General features: G+C 58.4%; 10 protein-coding genes and 1 pseudogene. 1 reads left to right on the plus strand and 10 read right to left on the minus strand.

The features are described 5' to 3' along the window. Together tnpC and HTIA_RS15325 are read right to left on the minus strand one after the other, a co-directional pair. Window positions 1-1,365 carry an IS66 family transposase gene (gene tnpC / locus HTIA_RS15320; RefSeq protein WP_008528744.1) on the minus strand — a complete coding sequence of 455 codons (1,365 nt, stop codon included), beginning with the start codon at window positions 1,363-1,365 and terminating at the stop codon, window positions 1-3. Window positions 1,366-1,556: 191 nt separating this feature from the next. Beyond that, window positions 1,557-2,189, minus strand: a pseudogene (locus tag HTIA_RS15325) (BREX-5 system adenine-specific DNA-methyltransferase PglX); the annotation flags it as partial. Window positions 2,190-2,339: 150 nt separating this feature from the next. Here HTIA_RS15325 and HTIA_RS15330 point away from each other — a divergent pair. Further along, the gene (locus tag HTIA_RS15330) at window positions 2,340-2,591 is read left to right on the plus strand and encodes a hypothetical protein (RefSeq protein ID WP_008528542.1); all 252 of its coding nucleotides are present in this window, start codon (window positions 2,340-2,342) and stop codon (window positions 2,589-2,591) included. A 48-nt stretch (window positions 2,592-2,639) separates the two neighbouring features. Here HTIA_RS15330 and HTIA_RS15335 read toward each other — a convergent pair whose 3' ends face one another. The 8 genes from HTIA_RS15335 to HTIA_RS15370 all read right to left on the minus strand — a co-directional run bounded on the left by HTIA_RS15335 (window position 2,640) and on the right by HTIA_RS15370 (window position 16,087). Next, window positions 2,640-4,010: a hypothetical protein gene (locus tag HTIA_RS15335; protein ID WP_008528541.1), complete on the minus strand. Its 1,371-nt coding sequence runs from the start codon at window positions 4,008-4,010 to the stop codon at window positions 2,640-2,642. Window positions 4,011-4,153: 143 nt separating this feature from the next. Beyond that, window positions 4,154-4,966 carry a DUF6036 family nucleotidyltransferase gene (locus HTIA_RS15340; RefSeq protein ID WP_008528540.1) on the minus strand — a complete coding sequence of 271 codons (813 nt, stop codon included), beginning with the start codon at window positions 4,964-4,966 and terminating at the stop codon, window positions 4,154-4,156. Next, on the minus strand, window positions 4,963-5,883 hold the full coding sequence (locus HTIA_RS15345; protein WP_021029583.1) for a MarR family transcriptional regulator: 921 nt from the start codon (window positions 5,881-5,883) through the stop codon (window positions 4,963-4,965). The genes HTIA_RS15340 and HTIA_RS15345 overlap by 4 nt, the downstream gene beginning before the upstream one ends. A 130-nt stretch (window positions 5,884-6,013) precedes the next feature. Further along, complete coding sequence (locus tag HTIA_RS15350; protein ID WP_008528538.1) at window positions 6,014-7,189, minus strand: hypothetical protein; 1,176 nt, start codon at window positions 7,187-7,189, stop codon at window positions 6,014-6,016. A 39-nt stretch (window positions 7,190-7,228) separates the two neighbouring features. Beyond that, window positions 7,229-11,068: a hypothetical protein gene (locus HTIA_RS15355; protein ID WP_008528537.1), complete on the minus strand. Its 3,840-nt coding sequence runs from the start codon at window positions 11,066-11,068 to the stop codon at window positions 7,229-7,231. After that, window positions 11,065-11,646, minus strand: coding sequence for a BREX protein BrxB domain-containing protein (locus HTIA_RS15360; RefSeq protein ID WP_008528536.1), 582 nt, complete (start codon window positions 11,644-11,646; stop codon window positions 11,065-11,067). Before HTIA_RS15360 ends, HTIA_RS15355 begins: the two co-directional genes overlap by 4 nt. Then, window positions 11,643-15,323, minus strand: a complete 3,681-nt coding sequence (locus tag HTIA_RS15365; RefSeq protein WP_008528535.1) for a hypothetical protein — start codon at window positions 15,321-15,323, stop codon at window positions 11,643-11,645. Before HTIA_RS15365 ends, HTIA_RS15360 begins: the two co-directional genes overlap by 4 nt. After that, window positions 15,320-16,087 carry a BrxA family protein gene (locus HTIA_RS15370; protein ID WP_202959033.1) on the minus strand — a complete coding sequence of 256 codons (768 nt, stop codon included), beginning with the start codon at window positions 16,085-16,087 and terminating at the stop codon, window positions 15,320-15,322. The genes HTIA_RS15365 and HTIA_RS15370 overlap by 4 nt, the downstream gene beginning before the upstream one ends. Window positions 16,088-16,202 lie beyond the last annotated feature (115 nt).

Consider the following 16,202-nt stretch of genomic DNA (forward strand, 5'->3'; position numbering starts at 1 on the left):
TTACTCCGGAGTCTCGACGGCCGGCACAGCGTGAGCGCGTGAGATCATCTCATTGCTGCTGACGACTCGACGAAGCTCTTCGTATGGATTGCGTCCCTGCTGGCGCCACGTCGCCAGCAGGGACAAGACCGTCTCGTGAACAAACATTCCTCGGTCATTACGGAGCGTTCCGATGATTTTCCGGAGAACCACTGGCTCACGAAGCGCGTTCTCCGCGGCATTGTTCGTCGGAGAGACCGCTGGCTCACCGACGAAGGTGAGCCAGTGGTCGAGACCTCCTTCGATCTTCCCGAGCAGTGTTGCCACTGGTCCGTCGGGTACTGACCGCTCAATCAGCGATTCAAGCTCTCTTCGCGCTACCCGCTGGAGGTTTGCTCGTTCACGGACGGTCAAGTCGCTCTCCAGCCGCACCTGGAGAGCGACGTACACCTGTCTGAGAGCGTGGTAGATCGGTTCACCTTCTGCCTGCTTTTCGGCGGCGTCTTCAGCCTCTCGAAGAATATGTGCCCAACACCGCTGGAGGTTGCTGCTGAAAGCTGGGTACGCCGTCCACCCGTCACAGACGACCGTTCCCGCGAAGTCCTCGCCGAGGACTTCCGCGGGAACATCACTCCCACGACTCTCTCTGACCGCGTACAACGTGTGCTGGGCGGTCCGAAACGTCCAGATCCACGCTTGTTCACCGTCGCGTTTGATGCCTGTCTCGTCGATGTGAACCACGTCAGCATCTTGGATCTCTTGACGGATCTGCTCGTATTCACAGCGACCGGCGCGCGCAGCGCGCTCGGTCGCGTGCCACGCGGATGCGCCCGAGAGTTCGAGTCCATGCAGTTGCTCGAAGCGGTCAGCGATCTTCCGGTAGGGAAGGCGGTGATCGTACCGTGACAGAGCTGATTGCGCGATGACGTTCACCCCGAACTGCCCCTCATCGGGGCAGTCGGGGTGAGTCGCAACGGTCTCTGTTCCACAGGAGTCGCACTGGTAGCGGTGGCGGTTGTACTGGGTGACTTCTGGTGGCTGTGGATCAGGGATCTCCTCGACGAGTCGGGGGCTGACGCCCACCGACTCGTCGAAGTGTTCGCCACACTCAGGACAACAGTCAGAGGTGACCTCGATTTCTTCATCAGGATCGGGCGGAGAGCGCCACTCTGGGTCGTGACCATCCTTTCGGCCAGGAGTGCCGCCATCAGTTCGGACATCGTCGTCTTCGTCGTCCTGCGAGGTCGGGGACCCGTCGGTCCCCGACCGTCGCTTACTGGGTGGAGTGTGTGGATTCTCGTACTTCCGGAGGCGTGTTTCGAGTTCTTCGATCCGCTCCTCTTTCTGGTCAAGTTTCTCCTCCAGTTCGTCGATCCGTTCCTCCATCTGGAGAAACCGTGAGAGAAGTTCGTCCTTGGTGAACTCGTCCTCGTTCACCGCTCCCACCTCTGAACGATGACAGCAGGGCCAACGGGATGGTCTCCGCTACTCGGAGACCATCCCTGAGAAAGCATACTCAATCCCTGCTGATGGACCATGTGTCACTCGCGTGTCGCCATCTATGAGACAGTGGCGAAATCAGCCGAGGCTAAACACGTACCGTTGTAGTACTCGTAGACCCAGCCGAGCACGTCGTCTGCTCGCCAGACCTCGTCGGAAACCTCATCGAGCATCCCACAGAGATCTTCGTAGGTGTCGTCATCGGGATCGATCAGACTGTAGGCAGATGAGCGGTCGAAGAGAATCTCGATCTCCTCGGCGAGGTCGTCGCACGCGTTCCGGTAGGCTTCGAGGACGGCTTCCTCTTCCAGCATGAACTCCTCGGTGACCAGCCGATCGGCCGCCGGCGTGAGCCCATCCTCGCGGAATCGCGTAACCTCGTCGTCGATGAATCCCCGGACTTCCATCATCCGAAGGGCAGCGAGCCGATTGACGATGGTGTAACCGACGCCGGTGATATACTGCTCGTACCCCTCGTCCCACTCGTTGCCGTCGACGGCTTCGAGTTCGATGGCTTCGACGAGGGCTTCCTGCTCTTCGCTCAGGGACGCGTCGTCGGCTGGTTTCTCGTCGAGGTCGTACTCGTCCTCAAGCTGGTAGCGAACGTTCGCCTCGACGCGGTCGCGCATCTCGGTGACGACGTCTTCGAGATGCTCGCGCTCTTCCTTGTCGAGTTGGGCCTTGCGGGGTTGGGTAGATTGTCCGTCCATACGAAACTCAGTGATGTTACAAGCAGAGCCATTGAGGTGTCTTGAAGATTGCCCATATACTCTCGGACTGCGCCCCGGTCAGAACTCGGAAATGAGCCGACAGGGGTACCCCTCCACGAAGCATTTATACCTAAATGCCAAAGCTGATGTATGGTTGATGAGTTTGCCGGCCCCCGGAAGATTCGATACTTCCTGTATCTACTGCTGTTTGTGTTCTTCGGTGCCGTGATTTCGACGATACTCGCCGACTTCTACGGAATCACATTTCTCGAACCGATGATGTGGTGGTTCGTAGAGAATCCGATGGCACTCTTTGAGCTTGCAGGGTTCTTCTCGATCATCGCGCTAATGGCTATGGTGGGGATGAAGGCGCTGGAACTGGCCGATGATAGCGGCTTCTAACTGCTGTAATCTGAGTCCCTTCCGTAAAATGCGATTCAGAGAGACTAGCTATTCCGAGTCTGGGGATTCCAGCAGCTCGATGTCGTCCATCTCTTCCTGATCTGCGTACCCATACAAAAGGCCCAAACTTCCGCCTGCAAGGCGTGTCGTCGCCGTGTTCGCTCGGCCGTTCTGTGTATTCAGCTGCGCCGCCTTTTCGGCACCTTGCATAATTGCCTCCGGATCGGCTTGGGTAACCCACTTGGCGTACTCCTCAGGCGCCATCGATTTCGCCATCTGGCTTGACATGCCGAGGATCGCCCCAACCGCCTTACCCTTCCCCTCATCCTCGTGAATCTCGCCGCCCCGTGTCGCCATCGCATTAGCGGTGGCCGCGAGTTGTTGGGGATCGACTTCGTCGAATATCGATGGGTGGTCGCTGCTCTTTCGGGCGCCGACCGCACTCGCGGCGAGTAATGTCCCGAACAGAGCGAGATTCGTTCGGCTGGCATAGCTGATGACTGGTGCTGCTGCACCCGCTGTCTGAACGGCGAACTCGCTCACCTCTTCTGGGTCTGATTCTTTGATAGTGGTCTGTACCTCCTCGAGACCTCTCTCCGCCTGTGTTCGGACTTTATCGCTCTTCGATGCAACTTGCGTTCGGAGGTCGTCAGCACTCTGTGCGCCCGCAACTACGTCATTGATCGAGTAATTCTCGTCTTCGTACTCGTCGATTAGCGACTTCAGGTCTCTGACTAGATCAGCGGCATCGTCGGCTTCGCTGACGATCTCGTCGGCCTCGTCACGAGCCGCAGGTGGCACCTTGTCGAGCAGGTTTGCGATCGTCCTTTCGCTCGGTTCGTAGGTCTCGATCCCGTCAATCGTATATCCCGCTTCATCGGAATCCACCGGAATATCGCCGATAGTGACGTCTGCCTCAGATCCTAGATACTCGCTCAGAGCGTGGAAATCCTCCTCATCGATGTCGTCGACGATGGGAATTTGCACGAACCCAAGCTCAGTCTCGAGGGCAACCTCCCACTTTGAAAACCGAGAGGCAATATCGGGCTTGATCCCATCAACCTCCTTGTAGTTCGCCTCTTCGATGGTTTCGAGTGGGATCGATAGCGTCTGGTCACCCTCCGAGTTGCCGACGACACACAGCCAACGCTCGTCGGTGACGACGTGGAACACCTTGTGGCGTCGTGATCGAGACAACTCACTCGGAGAGATCGACCCGTACACCTCGGGCGTCTTCTTCCGTCCGCGGAAGATGAAGTGTGGCTGCTCGTAGCTTCGAAGATGGACAATAAGCGCCCCATCATTCAGCCGTGCATCCATTACCCCTCCCGTCTCCTTGCCAAGAAGATCGGAGGACACGGATTCGTGTTTCGCGTCGCGTATCTTTTTGCGGAACTCTTCACCCTCGGCGTTGGACATACCTCTCAGATATTAGAGTACGCACATAAATGTCATCGTACATCTCCTACCGGGGAGACGTATTGACGACAATTGGCGCGGTTGTGGGCTAGTTCGCAAAATGGAACCAACAATCGGAAGCGCTCTTCCCGCCCTTGCGTCTCTCAAAGATTGGTTGACTTCCGAACAATCACGTCTTCTTCGACCGAGACAACGTCCTTCTCCGCAAGGTGTTCGATAGCCTCGTCTACGTCGTCGGGAGAGAGGTCAACCGCGACTTCCAACTCTGACCGCGAGATCGACTCGTCAAAGGCCTGCAACACTTCGAGTTCCCGGTACACGCGTTCGGTGATTTCGGAGACCCGCTCGGCCAACGGCGTCGAGATATTGTGCTGCTCTTCGAGTTCCAGTAGTGCCTCGTTCGCGTGTGTGACGAACAACTCCTGTCCCAGCAAGTCGGTCTGCTGTTCCAACTCGTCCTCGATAACGTCGAAATCGAGTTCAGTCTGCACGAGCGAAAACATGTCCTCGATGTCGTCCGTTCGCCCGGCGACTGACTTGAACAGGAAGATGTCCTCGGAACTGACCAGCGCGACTGACAGCCTCCCGGCGTCGAGATAAGGTTCACTTCGCCGGCGCATCCCCTCCGAAAGGACGAGCTTGTCGATCACCTGTTGGTTGAAGATGTCGATACGACACCCGTCGTCGTTCTCGAGGATCCGCTGCGCTCCGAGATCGTCGTACTCCTCTCCGGGTTCTTTGACGATGTCGTACCCGTTATCCAGCAAGACTGCCTGTAGTACTCGGAGGTCGTCACCGTCGGTGACGATCAGGTCGATGTCCTTGGTCGTTTCCTTGAGACCACGGAAAGACATCGCACCGCCCCCGATCAGGTAGACGGTCAGTTCGGTTTCGAGGTGCCTGCCGACCCGTCGCAGTGCAGACTCGATGTACTCGCTGTCGAAGCGCCGCCTCATACTACCACTCCGTATTCGTCGGCGAGTTCACGGAACTCTTTCCATCGCGGGAGGCGCCCCGACCGACTCTCTCCCTCGGTATCGAGGTACTCGAGGAAATTTGAGACACGCTCGGCGACCTCGTACTTTTGGGCGACTTCGAGCAACTCCTCGCGATCGATTGCCGTCTCGCTGATCAAGAGAAGGCAGTAGGACTGCGAGCGCGTTCCGTCGTCGATTACGAGCATGTGGCAACACAGCTCCGCCGGCGAGACGTCATCGACCGACTCCGAGTACAGGTAGTACCGACGCTGGCGAGCCATCAACGGGAGATCGTACGCTTGGAACAGTTCCGGCCCCGTCAGGTGGAACACGTCTTCCTCGATCTCGGCGCGAGTCTGGACGAGAAACTCGTCCAGCGATTCCCAGAGGATTGTGAACGACTCTGCGTGGTCTTCGACGTAATGTCTGTGCCGCAAGTGCGCAAACTCACGTGCTACCGTAGATAGTTCCTCGAATTCATCGTTGAGCGTGTACTTTCCGTCGGACTTGTAGATCATCCCGCGGTTCTCCAGCGAGGATAGCGACCGATGTACCGTACTTCGATGGACACCGACTTGCTCCGCGAGTTGGGTGGCAGTCGCCGGCGACTGCAGGTAGTACAGAATGCGTAGCGTTGCGCCGCCGAGCAGTTCAGGAAACGGAATGTGGGAGTACTGTTGGACGAAACTGTCGAACAGTTCGATGGCGCGGGCGTCTGACCGATTGATCTGCCTCTGCTTTCCCTCACGGCTGGTGTGAACCAGCCCCTTCGACTCCATCCGGTCAACGAGTTCGGACACGTAACTGTGGCTTCGGTCGAGTTCCTCGGCGAGTCCCGAAACCGTCGACTCACTCTGAAGGGCTTCCACCGCCCGAAGCTCTGCCTCAGTGTACACTACGTTGCGTATTTGCGAATAGAATATAAATAAGTTCGGTTTTTTGCAACACCAGACCGGTCAGTCGAGCGGCTCGATCATCATCACAGAGCCATTCGAGAGAGCCCTACAACGAGATGGAGTTCCTCGTTTAGCTTGTACTTATAGGTGAATCGTGTAAATACGCCTCCCAGAGAGCATCCAAATCGAAATCCACGATGAATCGCTCTCGTTGGCTATCGGAGAGTTTTCCTGCTAATTCGGCAAACACACTTTCCCACTCCTTTGGCGCCAATATTGGTGGATAGTAAATCCAGCCATTCGATTTCTCGACGTTGTAAGAGTTGATTTTGAAGAGGTCTGAATTGCTGAACCTAAGCATTATTCCAGCTGGCTCGGGGTATCCCTCTCGTTCAGCTTTCGTGAAAGTACTTCCACTGTCTTTGAAGTCGGCTAAAGTGAGATCAGTTGTCTCGACCACCCACTGCTGTAGTCTCTCGAAGTCGCCCTCGAGGAATACCTTCCGTCGAGTCTCGAGAGCCATCTCTCCGAAGAGTTCCTGAAGACAGTCTTCTGGAACCTCTATCGACGAGGATTGGTTCTGGCCTTCGCGGTGAGAGAATGCCCAGAAGGTTAGTACTGGGTCGGAGTCTGGATCTTTTGGGCCAACGAGCAACCGTTTGCGGTGCTTATCCCCATTTTCTCCACCCGTCTTGCTCACTCCGAGCGTACCCCGCACCATGCCCTTCTGAAGAAGTCGATGGTTAAATTCGCTGAGTAGATACTTGTCTCGCGAAGGAACCTCGCAACTTGAGGCAGATTCTCGAGCCTCTTCGAAAAGGCGGTAAACATCAGACCACTGGATGGTGTCCCACGACTGCCCATCTTCACCTTGCTCCGAGATACCGAAGGCATCGACGTATTCTTCAAGTTGACGGCGCTGAAGATCAGAGCCGCGAACCTTTGCCTCAATAAATACGTCACACAGTGACTCTCCCTCAGAATTCTGTATTTGAATTTGGGCGTCCACTTGCGGTGAATCCCCGGCGCCGCCCCCATCTCTTACCCCACCAGTTCTTGAAAGACCAATCAGAATGCTCTGTTCTGCCGAGTCAGGGGACACCCGCTTAGCTGGTACTTCCGTTTCATACTCGAATGTGACTGAGTCTGGTAAGGATCGGCCAGTACAGAACTCAAGAAACCGTCTTGATACTAGGGACTCCGTATCTTTGAGGGTCTTGACAAGTCCGTGTACGGTATTCTTCTCTAATGGGTCAGCCTTCTCTCCGGATTCATAATAGAAGATGTTATCTTTGTATTCCCGCATGTCTCGATTCTCATATCCAGCCAAAATAAAGTCTACCTTTCAGTCGAGTGACTCAACCAGCACTACGGAACCGTCCTCAAGTTCATCCATAGTCTCCCGAATCCGCCGCAGCTGCTCGTCAACACCGTCGAGCAACTGCTCGGCGTCTTCGATCAATTCACCCACGCGTTCCTCACTCGGCGGGCTGGTTCCCTCGACTGCATCGACGACCTCTTGCGTGAGATCGTGGTCGGGATACTCGGACTGTAGTTCGCTGGCGAGTTCTTCGAGTCGCTCGTCGACCTCGAAGGGGTTCTCCGCCTCGTCGAGGAGGTGCTCTACATCCTCAACACTCGGCGGCTGCGACCGACTGAGCATCTCACTCACGTCGGTCGTGACCGGATGGTTCGGACGTTCTTCCTCGAGTCGTCTCGACTCATCGCGAAGTCGCGACCAGAGCGATGCCTCGCCGTTAGGTGCTTCGAGGAGTCGCCGTGCCCTTTCGTATCGCTTCGCTTGCTGAACGACCGTCGAGTCGACGAGGTCTTCCTCCGAGAACGAGTCACCGTTCCACGCCGTCTCGAAGAGATCATAGAGATCGTCGATGGTTACACCGTCGAATTCGACGGCGACGCGGTCGGCAGTTTCCTTGCTGCTCCCATCGTGAGCGTAGAGCCACGTCGCGAGACTGGAAACCACGCTCTCCGGCCCCTTGTCCGCCGGCGATTCTCCAGTGATACGTTCGTACTGCTCGCGGACGACGGTTCGTCTGTGAGCGTTGGCTTCGTCGATCATTGCTCGGAGCCGGTCGGCATCAGGCACTTCGTCCCCGCCGACGATCGCTTGCATCCCTCCGGTGACGTCCGCACCGGGGTAGAGCCGTTGCATCTCCGTCGTTCGCTGACTGAACTGCTCCCAGAGAGAGTCGCCATCCTCGACCGACCGGAAGAGTCCTCTTGCCCGAGCGAAGCGCTCGGACTGCCGTTCAATTCCGTCCGAGGTGAGATCCTCTGTTTCGAGCGGTTCGCCTCCGAGCGCGGGTTGAAGAGCCGTCTCGAGTTCCTCCAGCGAAGCGTCTTTGCCGAACTCTCTGCTGACGCCTCGCAAGACTTGTCTCACCAGTACACTGTTTTCGTCAACCCACTCCGCCAACTCGGAAAGCCACGAATCGACATCGGTGCCAGCCGGCTCCCGGCCGAGCAAAGTCTCGACAATCCCCTGAATTCGGTCGAAATCATCATCTATCGATTCAAACCGAATCTGTACGTCAGTCAGGTTCGTTTTGTTTCTGACTGCTCGGCCGATCTCGTCCGGCTCGGTAATGTACTCGTCATCTCGGCGTAGCGCGATTTCGTTTGCTGTTGCAAGTGTGATCAGCAGGGCCGAAATCGATTCTTGCGGAGTCCCGCGATACGTGCCTCCGCGCTGGACAGTCTGGGTAAGCAAGTCCTCGGCACGAAGCGACTGGGTGTCCCCGTACTCGTCGAGGAACTTCTGACACCAGCCGTCGGCGAGTTCCGCGCGGTCGGTATCCACACCGAGTGTGACTGCGTCCTCGCTCGAAAGCGGCCAATCGTCGACGCCGCGGAAGAACTGCGCCATCTGCTTGGCGTCCTCGACTTCCGTGATTCCGTTGGTTAGGACGAAGCGCGTCCCACTGAACACGGACTGGACTTGCGTTTCCACTACCTGCTCGAACACGTCCCCGTATCGTCCTCTCGTCCCACCCGTCCGAACGTAGACGTCCGCTTCCTCGAGTTGCTCGCGAATCGCCGATTCGAGCGCCCGCTGTTCATCACGGTGGTCGGACTCCAAGTCCGGATACGTTTCCGTTTCCTCTGACAGCACCTCCTGCATACCCATCACGTCTCGCAGGCGGTCGATCGTCGATCCCTGTAGATCGACGGCGACGAGGACGTGCTCGCCCCCGTCACGGCCTTCGTTCGTCGACTGCCATGCATCAACCTGATCGCTAACCTCCTCGTCGCGGCCCGCGACCAGCCGCACACGCACGGCGTCAAACTCCGGCGTTGGTGCTTGCTCGATAGGGTCGAGAACAGAGTAGCCGAACCGGAGTGGGACTTTGCGCTCCCCCTCGAGATCCACCTCGTGTCGACTGCCCTCAGAGAGCAGAAGGTTGCTTCCCTCCCGAAGGGAGTTCTCCAACTTGGCCGAAAGTCGATGCGACGGGATCTGTTGTGCGCGGGTCTTCGCCCGTGTCAGAATGTCCTCCTGTTCCTCGGAGACCAGCAGGTACTCCTCGTCACCGCGGTCGTTCGTCTCCGTTAGCACCTTCCGATCCTTGAGAAGGTCGGAGAGCGCCGATTCGACATCGCTTCGGACGGAATCGAACGACTCGTCAGTCGACTTGACCATCAGTCGGGCGAGGTTCGCCGGCGTCGACGGCACTTCGGAACGCACCTGATTTAGCAGGTACAGCGCCTTCGCAACGCGAACCGAGAACGCATCTTCGTCGCCGCCAGCCGAGGGGATGAGCTTGTTCTCGACCATCTCCTGCACCCAGAGCGGGATGTAGGTCGTCTCTTCGACCAGCAGGTCGTACAGTTCGTCCCACGTGACGAGGGCTCCGACTTGCTTGTCTCCCCACTCGAACCGCGTGAATAGCGAGCGGACGAGGATGAGCAGTGCCCGACCCTGCACGTACTCCTCTTCGGTCACGCGTCCACGTGGCATCAGTTGCTGAATCACCGTCCGGAGCAATCCGAGGTCGTACTCGCGGAACGGGTACGACTCGACTGCGTCCGGGTCGGCGCCGGCAATATCGGAGTACGCGTCGAGCGTCAGGTCGGGCATCTCCCGGAGCGCGGACTCAACAGCCTGTCCACCCTCGGCGTCCTTTTGCAGCCACCGCTTCCGAACGATTATCTCGGTGTCGGCTCCCTCAAGCGGTTCTTGAGCGCCGTACCACGGCTGCTCCGTGACTTCGGTATCGTCGAACTCGCCGTGGATACGCTCGATCGGATACTGTCCAGTCCCGATGACTGGCGGGTTGGGCCCGACGCCCAGCTCCGTCAGCGCTTCCATCGTCTCTTGGAACTCTCTGTAGCGGTGGCGGCCATCGCCAATGAACAGCGCAACCTCGTCGAGCCCGATCAGCAATTCCGTCTCGGTCTCCGGCGTGCTCAGCGACTCTTGCGCTGCTTCGACACGGTCGATAAGTTCGTCTGGGTCGAACTCGTCGGGATCGATCTCTCCGATGGCGTCGTCGATCGATTGCTTGACCTCCTCCCGAGATGCGAACGGTGAATCATCGAGTGTCGGAACGGCGTCGTAGAGCCAGCTCCGTAGCGACGCCCGCTCGTCGTACACGTCCTCGAACCTCTGTCCATTGTACTCGACTTCCTGTAGGCGCTCCCAGCAGTTACCGTGGTTCATGTCGAGCTGCCACGCCCACTCGAGCAGCCAATTCGGGTCAGTGGGATACCCAAGTTCGCGGCCGATTGCCTCGTAAATGAGGTAGGGGAGCGGCGGTTCCTGTGACGCGTCCCGGTTGAGGAGGTTCAGGAAGACGGGCTTCAGCCGGTCGACGTGAGAGTTAGCGACGCTCTGTCGGAACGACTGGAAGCCCGGCCATCTGTTCGCCAACTCTTCGCCGAGGTCGGCGAACTCCGATTCGGTGTCGGCAGCGAACCCGATGAGCTTCAGGAGGTGCGTCTTCCCCGATCCGAACGTCGCAGAGATGTAGAGGAAGCGCGGTTCCTCGTGGGGATACTTGTCGACGAGGTTCCCGAGCGTGGTGAGCACGTCGCGGGCGCTGTCGGTCTCATAGAACTCGCGGACGTCGTTTTCGGCCCGCGCTCGGGCGTTGACCTTCTGGACTTCCTCGAGTTCGCGGGTCGGTGACTGCTGGAAGATATCGTGAATGTGTGTGTCGCTCATTGGAGATGTACCCCCTCAACCCGACCTTCGATCTGGTGGGCCGGGTAGTAGTTGCGCGATTCCTCGCCGAAGAAGCTCAGTTTCCCACCGACGATGTCTCCGGGGAACGGAATGCCGATCGTAGACTGGACGTTGCGGCGGTCGAGTTCGTCGAGCAGTTCCGACGCACGCGTGAACGGGTAGAGACTCCCGAGGTGCGTGAGGAGAACGACGTGTCGCTGCTGGGCTGGGGCGTCGATTTTCTCAACTATAACCGCGACGAGTTCCTCGGCTAATCGGTCTTGCATCGTTTCGGTGATAGTCGCTGGCTGGCTGTTCTCACCGAGATCGACTGCGAGTTCGAAGACGTCGGTTTCGACGAACAGCTCGTCCAGCCGGAGGACTTGGACGGTTCCGTCATCCGGGAACTCTTCGGTACGATGCGGGTTCGTCGCCCACTCGGTGAGCCGTTCAGCGACCCGTCGCTCGTACTTCGGCTGGACGGGGACGATCACGAACGGGTTTCGGATGCCGCGTCGTCCGTCGGCAAACTGTGCGAGCCGCTCAGTGAAGTCGTGGAAGGGACGTTTGGTCGTCATCGGATGATCACCCCCGTTTCAGTCCGCTCGATACTGAGGTCATGGCGTTCGACGAGCCGTTCCAGTTCCGAGTCCAGTGATTCGCGATCCGACGGGAGAATCCCGATCGCCGTAATGTCTGTAGGGGACTGATCCCCAACGAGTGTCTGTAACTCCTCGAACGTATCTCGTAATTCGCCGATGTCGCTACCAGCAACCACAGCGAGTGGTTCGCTGTCGAGTAGTGTGTTCGTCGCTCGAATGAAGTCGTCAGCCTCGGTGTTGGTCGTTCCGCCGGTCACCGTCGCCACCCCGTCCGAGACGTCCTCGTACCACGATGCGGCGCGCCGGAGCGGTGTGATGTATTCGCTCTCGAAGGCCGGCCGAACGTTCGATCCGAACTCGCTGGCAGACCGGATCCACTGATGCTCCTGTAACTCTTTGGCGAACGCATCGACCTCGGTTTCCGCTCGGAACGAGTCCCACGCGGTCTCGATTGCCTCTTCGAGGGTCGGCGAGGTAGTTTGAGCGTCGTTGAACCGATCCCAGCCATCGTGTGTCCACCATTCACCCTCGTAGCCGTCGATACTCTCGCGAAGCGTCTGGCTGGCTGTTTCGACCTCTTCGGTCAGCCAGTTGTACGACTGCTGGGCGAGAGTCAACTGCGAGTCGATTTGTGTGAGCGCAGGGAGGCGCAAACTCCACACTTCCTCGGCGTCGTCGTACCACTCCTGAGCGTCGTTGGTTGCTTTGACGACATCCTCCCAGTCGGTGTCACATGATTTGACGGCCTCTCGTCGGTCGATCGCGCTCTGCTGCTCGGCTTCGAGCGTCTCCACAAACGACTCGAGGAGGTTGCGAACGGCGCGCGTTTGGATGTCACTCTCGGCGACCAGCCTGACGTCTTCCACGAGACTACCGAGTCGACCCGCGAGTGTGTCGTTCGCGGACTGGAGCCTGACGATTCCGTCCGGAATAGTCTCCGTCGAGTCGATGAACCCTCCCTCGCGAAGAATGCCTCGCACACCGCCACTCCCTGCGATCTTGAGACGCGTCGTCGTCAGTTTGTTCAGGTCGATGACGGCGTCGAGTTCGAGGGAGTCGCCCGTTTCGTCGACGGGCAGGAAGTCTCCCTTCCGGCAGAGGCCCCAGATAATCGCACACAGCGCGGGGCGAGCGTCCTCGTAGATCGACTTCTTCTTGACGATTCCGTCGAGGATCGTGGCCATCGCGAGGTTCCCGCCGCGTTGCTTCAACTGTCGGCCGGTGAAGGCGCGCACGTTGTTCTGGATCGAGCCACCGTGCGTTTCTGGGTCTTCCGTTGCAACATCGATCTGCTGGGCCCACGTGGGTAGCGGATCTTGTGCGGAGAGTCCCCGGAGTTCCTGTAGGTGCTCGTCGCCAACCTGCAGCATTACGGGGTGGAAGTCGTCGGGGTAGTTGACGTCGAGATACTCCTCGACCCCTGAAACCATGCCCCCGATCAGATCGCCGCGATCCTTGACGTCGAACGTCCCGCTCTTGAGCGCCTCGACGAGTTTGCTCTGGACACGAGCTGCGCGGTCTGAGAGGTCACGCTCGACAGACTGTGGGAGCGTGTGGTCTCCGACGGCATCTCTGAGCGACCACCACTCGATGAGGCTATCACGGAGATCGTCGAGTCCGTCCTGTCCGATTGTCCATTCGAGCGGGTCGCCGTCGTAGCTGGTGTCTGCTGCGACGGGAGACATCCCTTCGACGGCGACCTCGACATCGAGTGCGTCCTCAGCGTCGACTGTCGTATCGAGTTCGATCCCGTCGATACTGAATTCGTAGCGAACAGGATACTGCTCGCCGGTATCTGGGTACTCAGCCGATGTCGGGAAGGAGAGGTCGCGCACGATGTCCTCCCAGAGATACCCGTCCACGGCTTCGATGATGGACTGCCAGTCGGGATTGTCGAGGTTCTGCTCGGCAGCCTCGATGATCTCCCGCTCTTCCGGATGAGTGAACGCGTACTTTGGCCCGGTTTCGCCGTGCGTCGGCCGGATAAACTTCCGGAGACGCTGGAGCGAGTCCTCGACCCGGTTCTCCATCTGGAACTGAGTCGGGCCGTTGAGGTCACTCAACACGGCAACTGCGAGGTTCCGCTCAGACATCGGAATCGTATCCGGAATGTGCTGGAGGAGCAACACGGCCTTCGCGACATCCACGTCGATCTCCTCCAGTTCGCCTGCCTCGTGCTGTTCCTCGATCTCCTCGATGACTCCCACGTCCTGTGGCGTGATATCATCGATTTCCGGTTCGATGAGGTCGTAAAAGTCGACCAGCGAAATGATGTTGGTCTCCTCGCCAGCCTCTATCCACTCTTGGAGGAGTCCGTGAACGAGAGCCAGAATCGCCCGTGCGGTTCCCGAGAAGATCGACTTCGCCGGGTCGTGTGCCTCCTGCCGGAGGTTCGAGAGAATCTCAAGGAACAGCGGTGGCTGATACGGAAGGAATGGATAGAACTCGACGAGGCGCTCGCGGTCGATGTCGTCGAGCGGTGGTTCGGTATTCTGTTCGATACCCGAGTACACGAGTAACGTCTCGGGTTCGTTGCTGGTTCGGTCGAGGACGCGTTCCGTATCCTCCTTCCCGTCTACCGTCTTTTTGAGCAACCGCTGGGTCGATATTTCGCCGACGTGTCGACTCGGAAGGCCAAACCGGTGCGGGAACCGATCCTTGACGATGCTGAAGTCGGCACCACGAGCCGCGAACTGCGGCTGGACGTCCTCGATTTTGGCCTGTGCCGTCGCCACCAGTTGGATGTCGTCACCGGTCTCATCGACACTCTCCGCGAGGGTCTGTAGCTCGGTGAGGCGGTCGAAATCCGTCCCGATGAAGAGACTGACCTCGTCGAGCAGCAGTACGAGCTTGACTGGGCGGCCGAGTTCCTCTTCGCGATCGCTCCGCAACTGTTCGAGACGCTCAACCATCGCTTGTGGGTCGAGATCCGACGGCATCAGGTCGTCTAGACCATCCACCGTACCGGTCTCCTGCTCGAAGAGCGTGGGAAGAACGGCGTCCGCGAGAGCGTTGTACTGCTGAACGTCCTCCCAGTCGTACTTCTCAGGGCTGTTAACCGTACTCCGAAGTGCTGTTTGGGTGTTGGTCGTCCGGTCATCCCACGCGTCGGTCGTCCGGTACCAGTCCTCGAAGAACGCGACGTCGAGTTGCGACGAGAGCCCCCCATCGGCACCGGTGAGCCGTTCCGACGTGTGAGCACTGCGTAGGACGATCTCGCTGAAGCTCAGTTTCTTCTGGCCCTGATGCTTCAGGAGGTTCACCGAGATCGGGATGACCTCATACTCATCGTGGATCGATGACCACGTGGCCTCGAGTGTGTCCAGCCCACGACCGTCGGTTAGTTGCGCCCAGACATCCTCGCGCTCTCGAAGCCATTCGCTATCCAGCAGGCCGCGAAGCACGCTGAGGAGGTGGCTCTTCCCGCTCCCATAGTACCCGTAGAGCCAGTAGTTCGCGCCCGACCGCATATCCTCGGAGCGGCCAAGCAGGCGCGAGAAGAAGTCGGACATGAAGTCCTCGGACTCTTCCGTCACGTGGTAGGTATCAATCGATTCCAGTCGGTGATCGCGACCGTCATCCTCACGGTCGATGCGGACGGACTCCTCGAAATCGCTCCCGACATCGGCAACGAACCAGCTCTCGTCAGTCACACTTCGCCCTCCCATGGTTCGGCCCAGTCGTATGTATCATCCACCGGCTGGATTCTCAGTTCACCGTGAATTCCGCTCGCTTCCCAGTTCGGATCGTCGCTCACTCGTTCGGCCAAGGAGTCCCAATACTGTTCCGATTGGAAGAGGTAGTGCCAGCCAGTCGGCTGGGAGAGCCAGTCATCCCCGTGAATCTCCCACGAGAAACCTGACGCAACGAGTAGTGGCGTCGTTCCGAGGTTGGGGATGTTTCCTTGAAGGGCCTGCTGTGTGTCGAGAACACCGATCTCTCGCATTACCGAACGAAGTCCTTCTCCCCATCGACGCGTCGTCGATTCCGCATAGTCGAACTCGCTTCCATCGTCGTAATGGAATTCGTTCAGGAGGCGCTCAACGGTCTCCTGCTCGAAATCCAATCCTTCGACACCGGACTCCTGAAGTCGTTCGACGTACCGGTGAACGGTGTATGTCACGAGAGGGTCGTCCTCCAGCAAGTAGAAGTACAGTACCTGGGCTTTGTCGCGCACCGTCTCACACTGGTTAAGGACGGAGGGTAGTTGGACGATAGACGGAAGTTCGCTACCAGTGGTCTTGAATCGAGAACTGAGAGCGCGGTAGATTCCCTTCGAACTTCCACGCGTACTGCGCTCGTCGAAGCGTTCTTCGATCCATTTCTGTTCGACGACCGTCCAGTCCCGATGTTGGGCGTACAGCCGAGCGAGCGTCTCCGCCCTATCCACGAGAAGCCCGCATCTAGTGAGTGCCATCGACACCTCGTCATGAGAAAATGTTGAGTCGAGCGACGGTAGGGAAGTTCCCCTCCCGTCGGTGCGGAGAGTCATATATCATCTTGAACCATCCACACCACTTAGTTGATATGGA

The organism is Halorhabdus tiamatea SARL4B, assembly GCF_000470655.1.
Lineage (GTDB): Archaea > Halobacteriota > Halobacteria > Halobacteriales > Haloarculaceae > Halorhabdus > Halorhabdus tiamatea.

What these genes read in the sequence shown, in the direction of transcription:
- tnpC (WP_008528744.1), bottom strand. Translation starts at nt 1,365, where the DNA reads ATGGAGGAACGGATCGACGAACTGGAGGAGAAACTTGACCAGAAAGAG.
- HTIA_RS15330 (WP_008528542.1), top strand. Translation starts at nt 2,340, where the DNA reads ATGGTTGATGAGTTTGCCGGCCCCCGGAAGATTCGATACTTCCTGTAT.
- HTIA_RS15335 (WP_008528541.1), bottom strand. Translation starts at nt 4,010, where the DNA reads ATGTCCAACGCCGAGGGTGAAGAGTTCCGCAAAAAGATACGCGACGCG.
- HTIA_RS15340 (WP_008528540.1), bottom strand. Translation starts at nt 4,966, where the DNA reads ATGAGGCGGCGCTTCGACAGCGAGTACATCGAGTCTGCACTGCGACGG.
- HTIA_RS15350 (WP_008528538.1), bottom strand. Translation starts at nt 7,189, where the DNA reads ATGCGGGAATACAAAGATAACATCTTCTATTATGAATCCGGAGAGAAG.
- HTIA_RS15355 (WP_008528537.1), bottom strand. Translation starts at nt 11,068, where the DNA reads ATGAGCGACACACACATTCACGATATCTTCCAGCAGTCACCGACCCGC.
- HTIA_RS15360 (WP_008528536.1), bottom strand. Translation starts at nt 11,646, where the DNA reads ATGACGACCAAACGTCCCTTCCACGACTTCACTGAGCGGCTCGCACAG.
- HTIA_RS15370 (WP_202959033.1), bottom strand. Translation starts at nt 16,087, where the DNA reads ATGGCACTCACTAGATGCGGGCTTCTCGTGGATAGGGCGGAGACGCTC.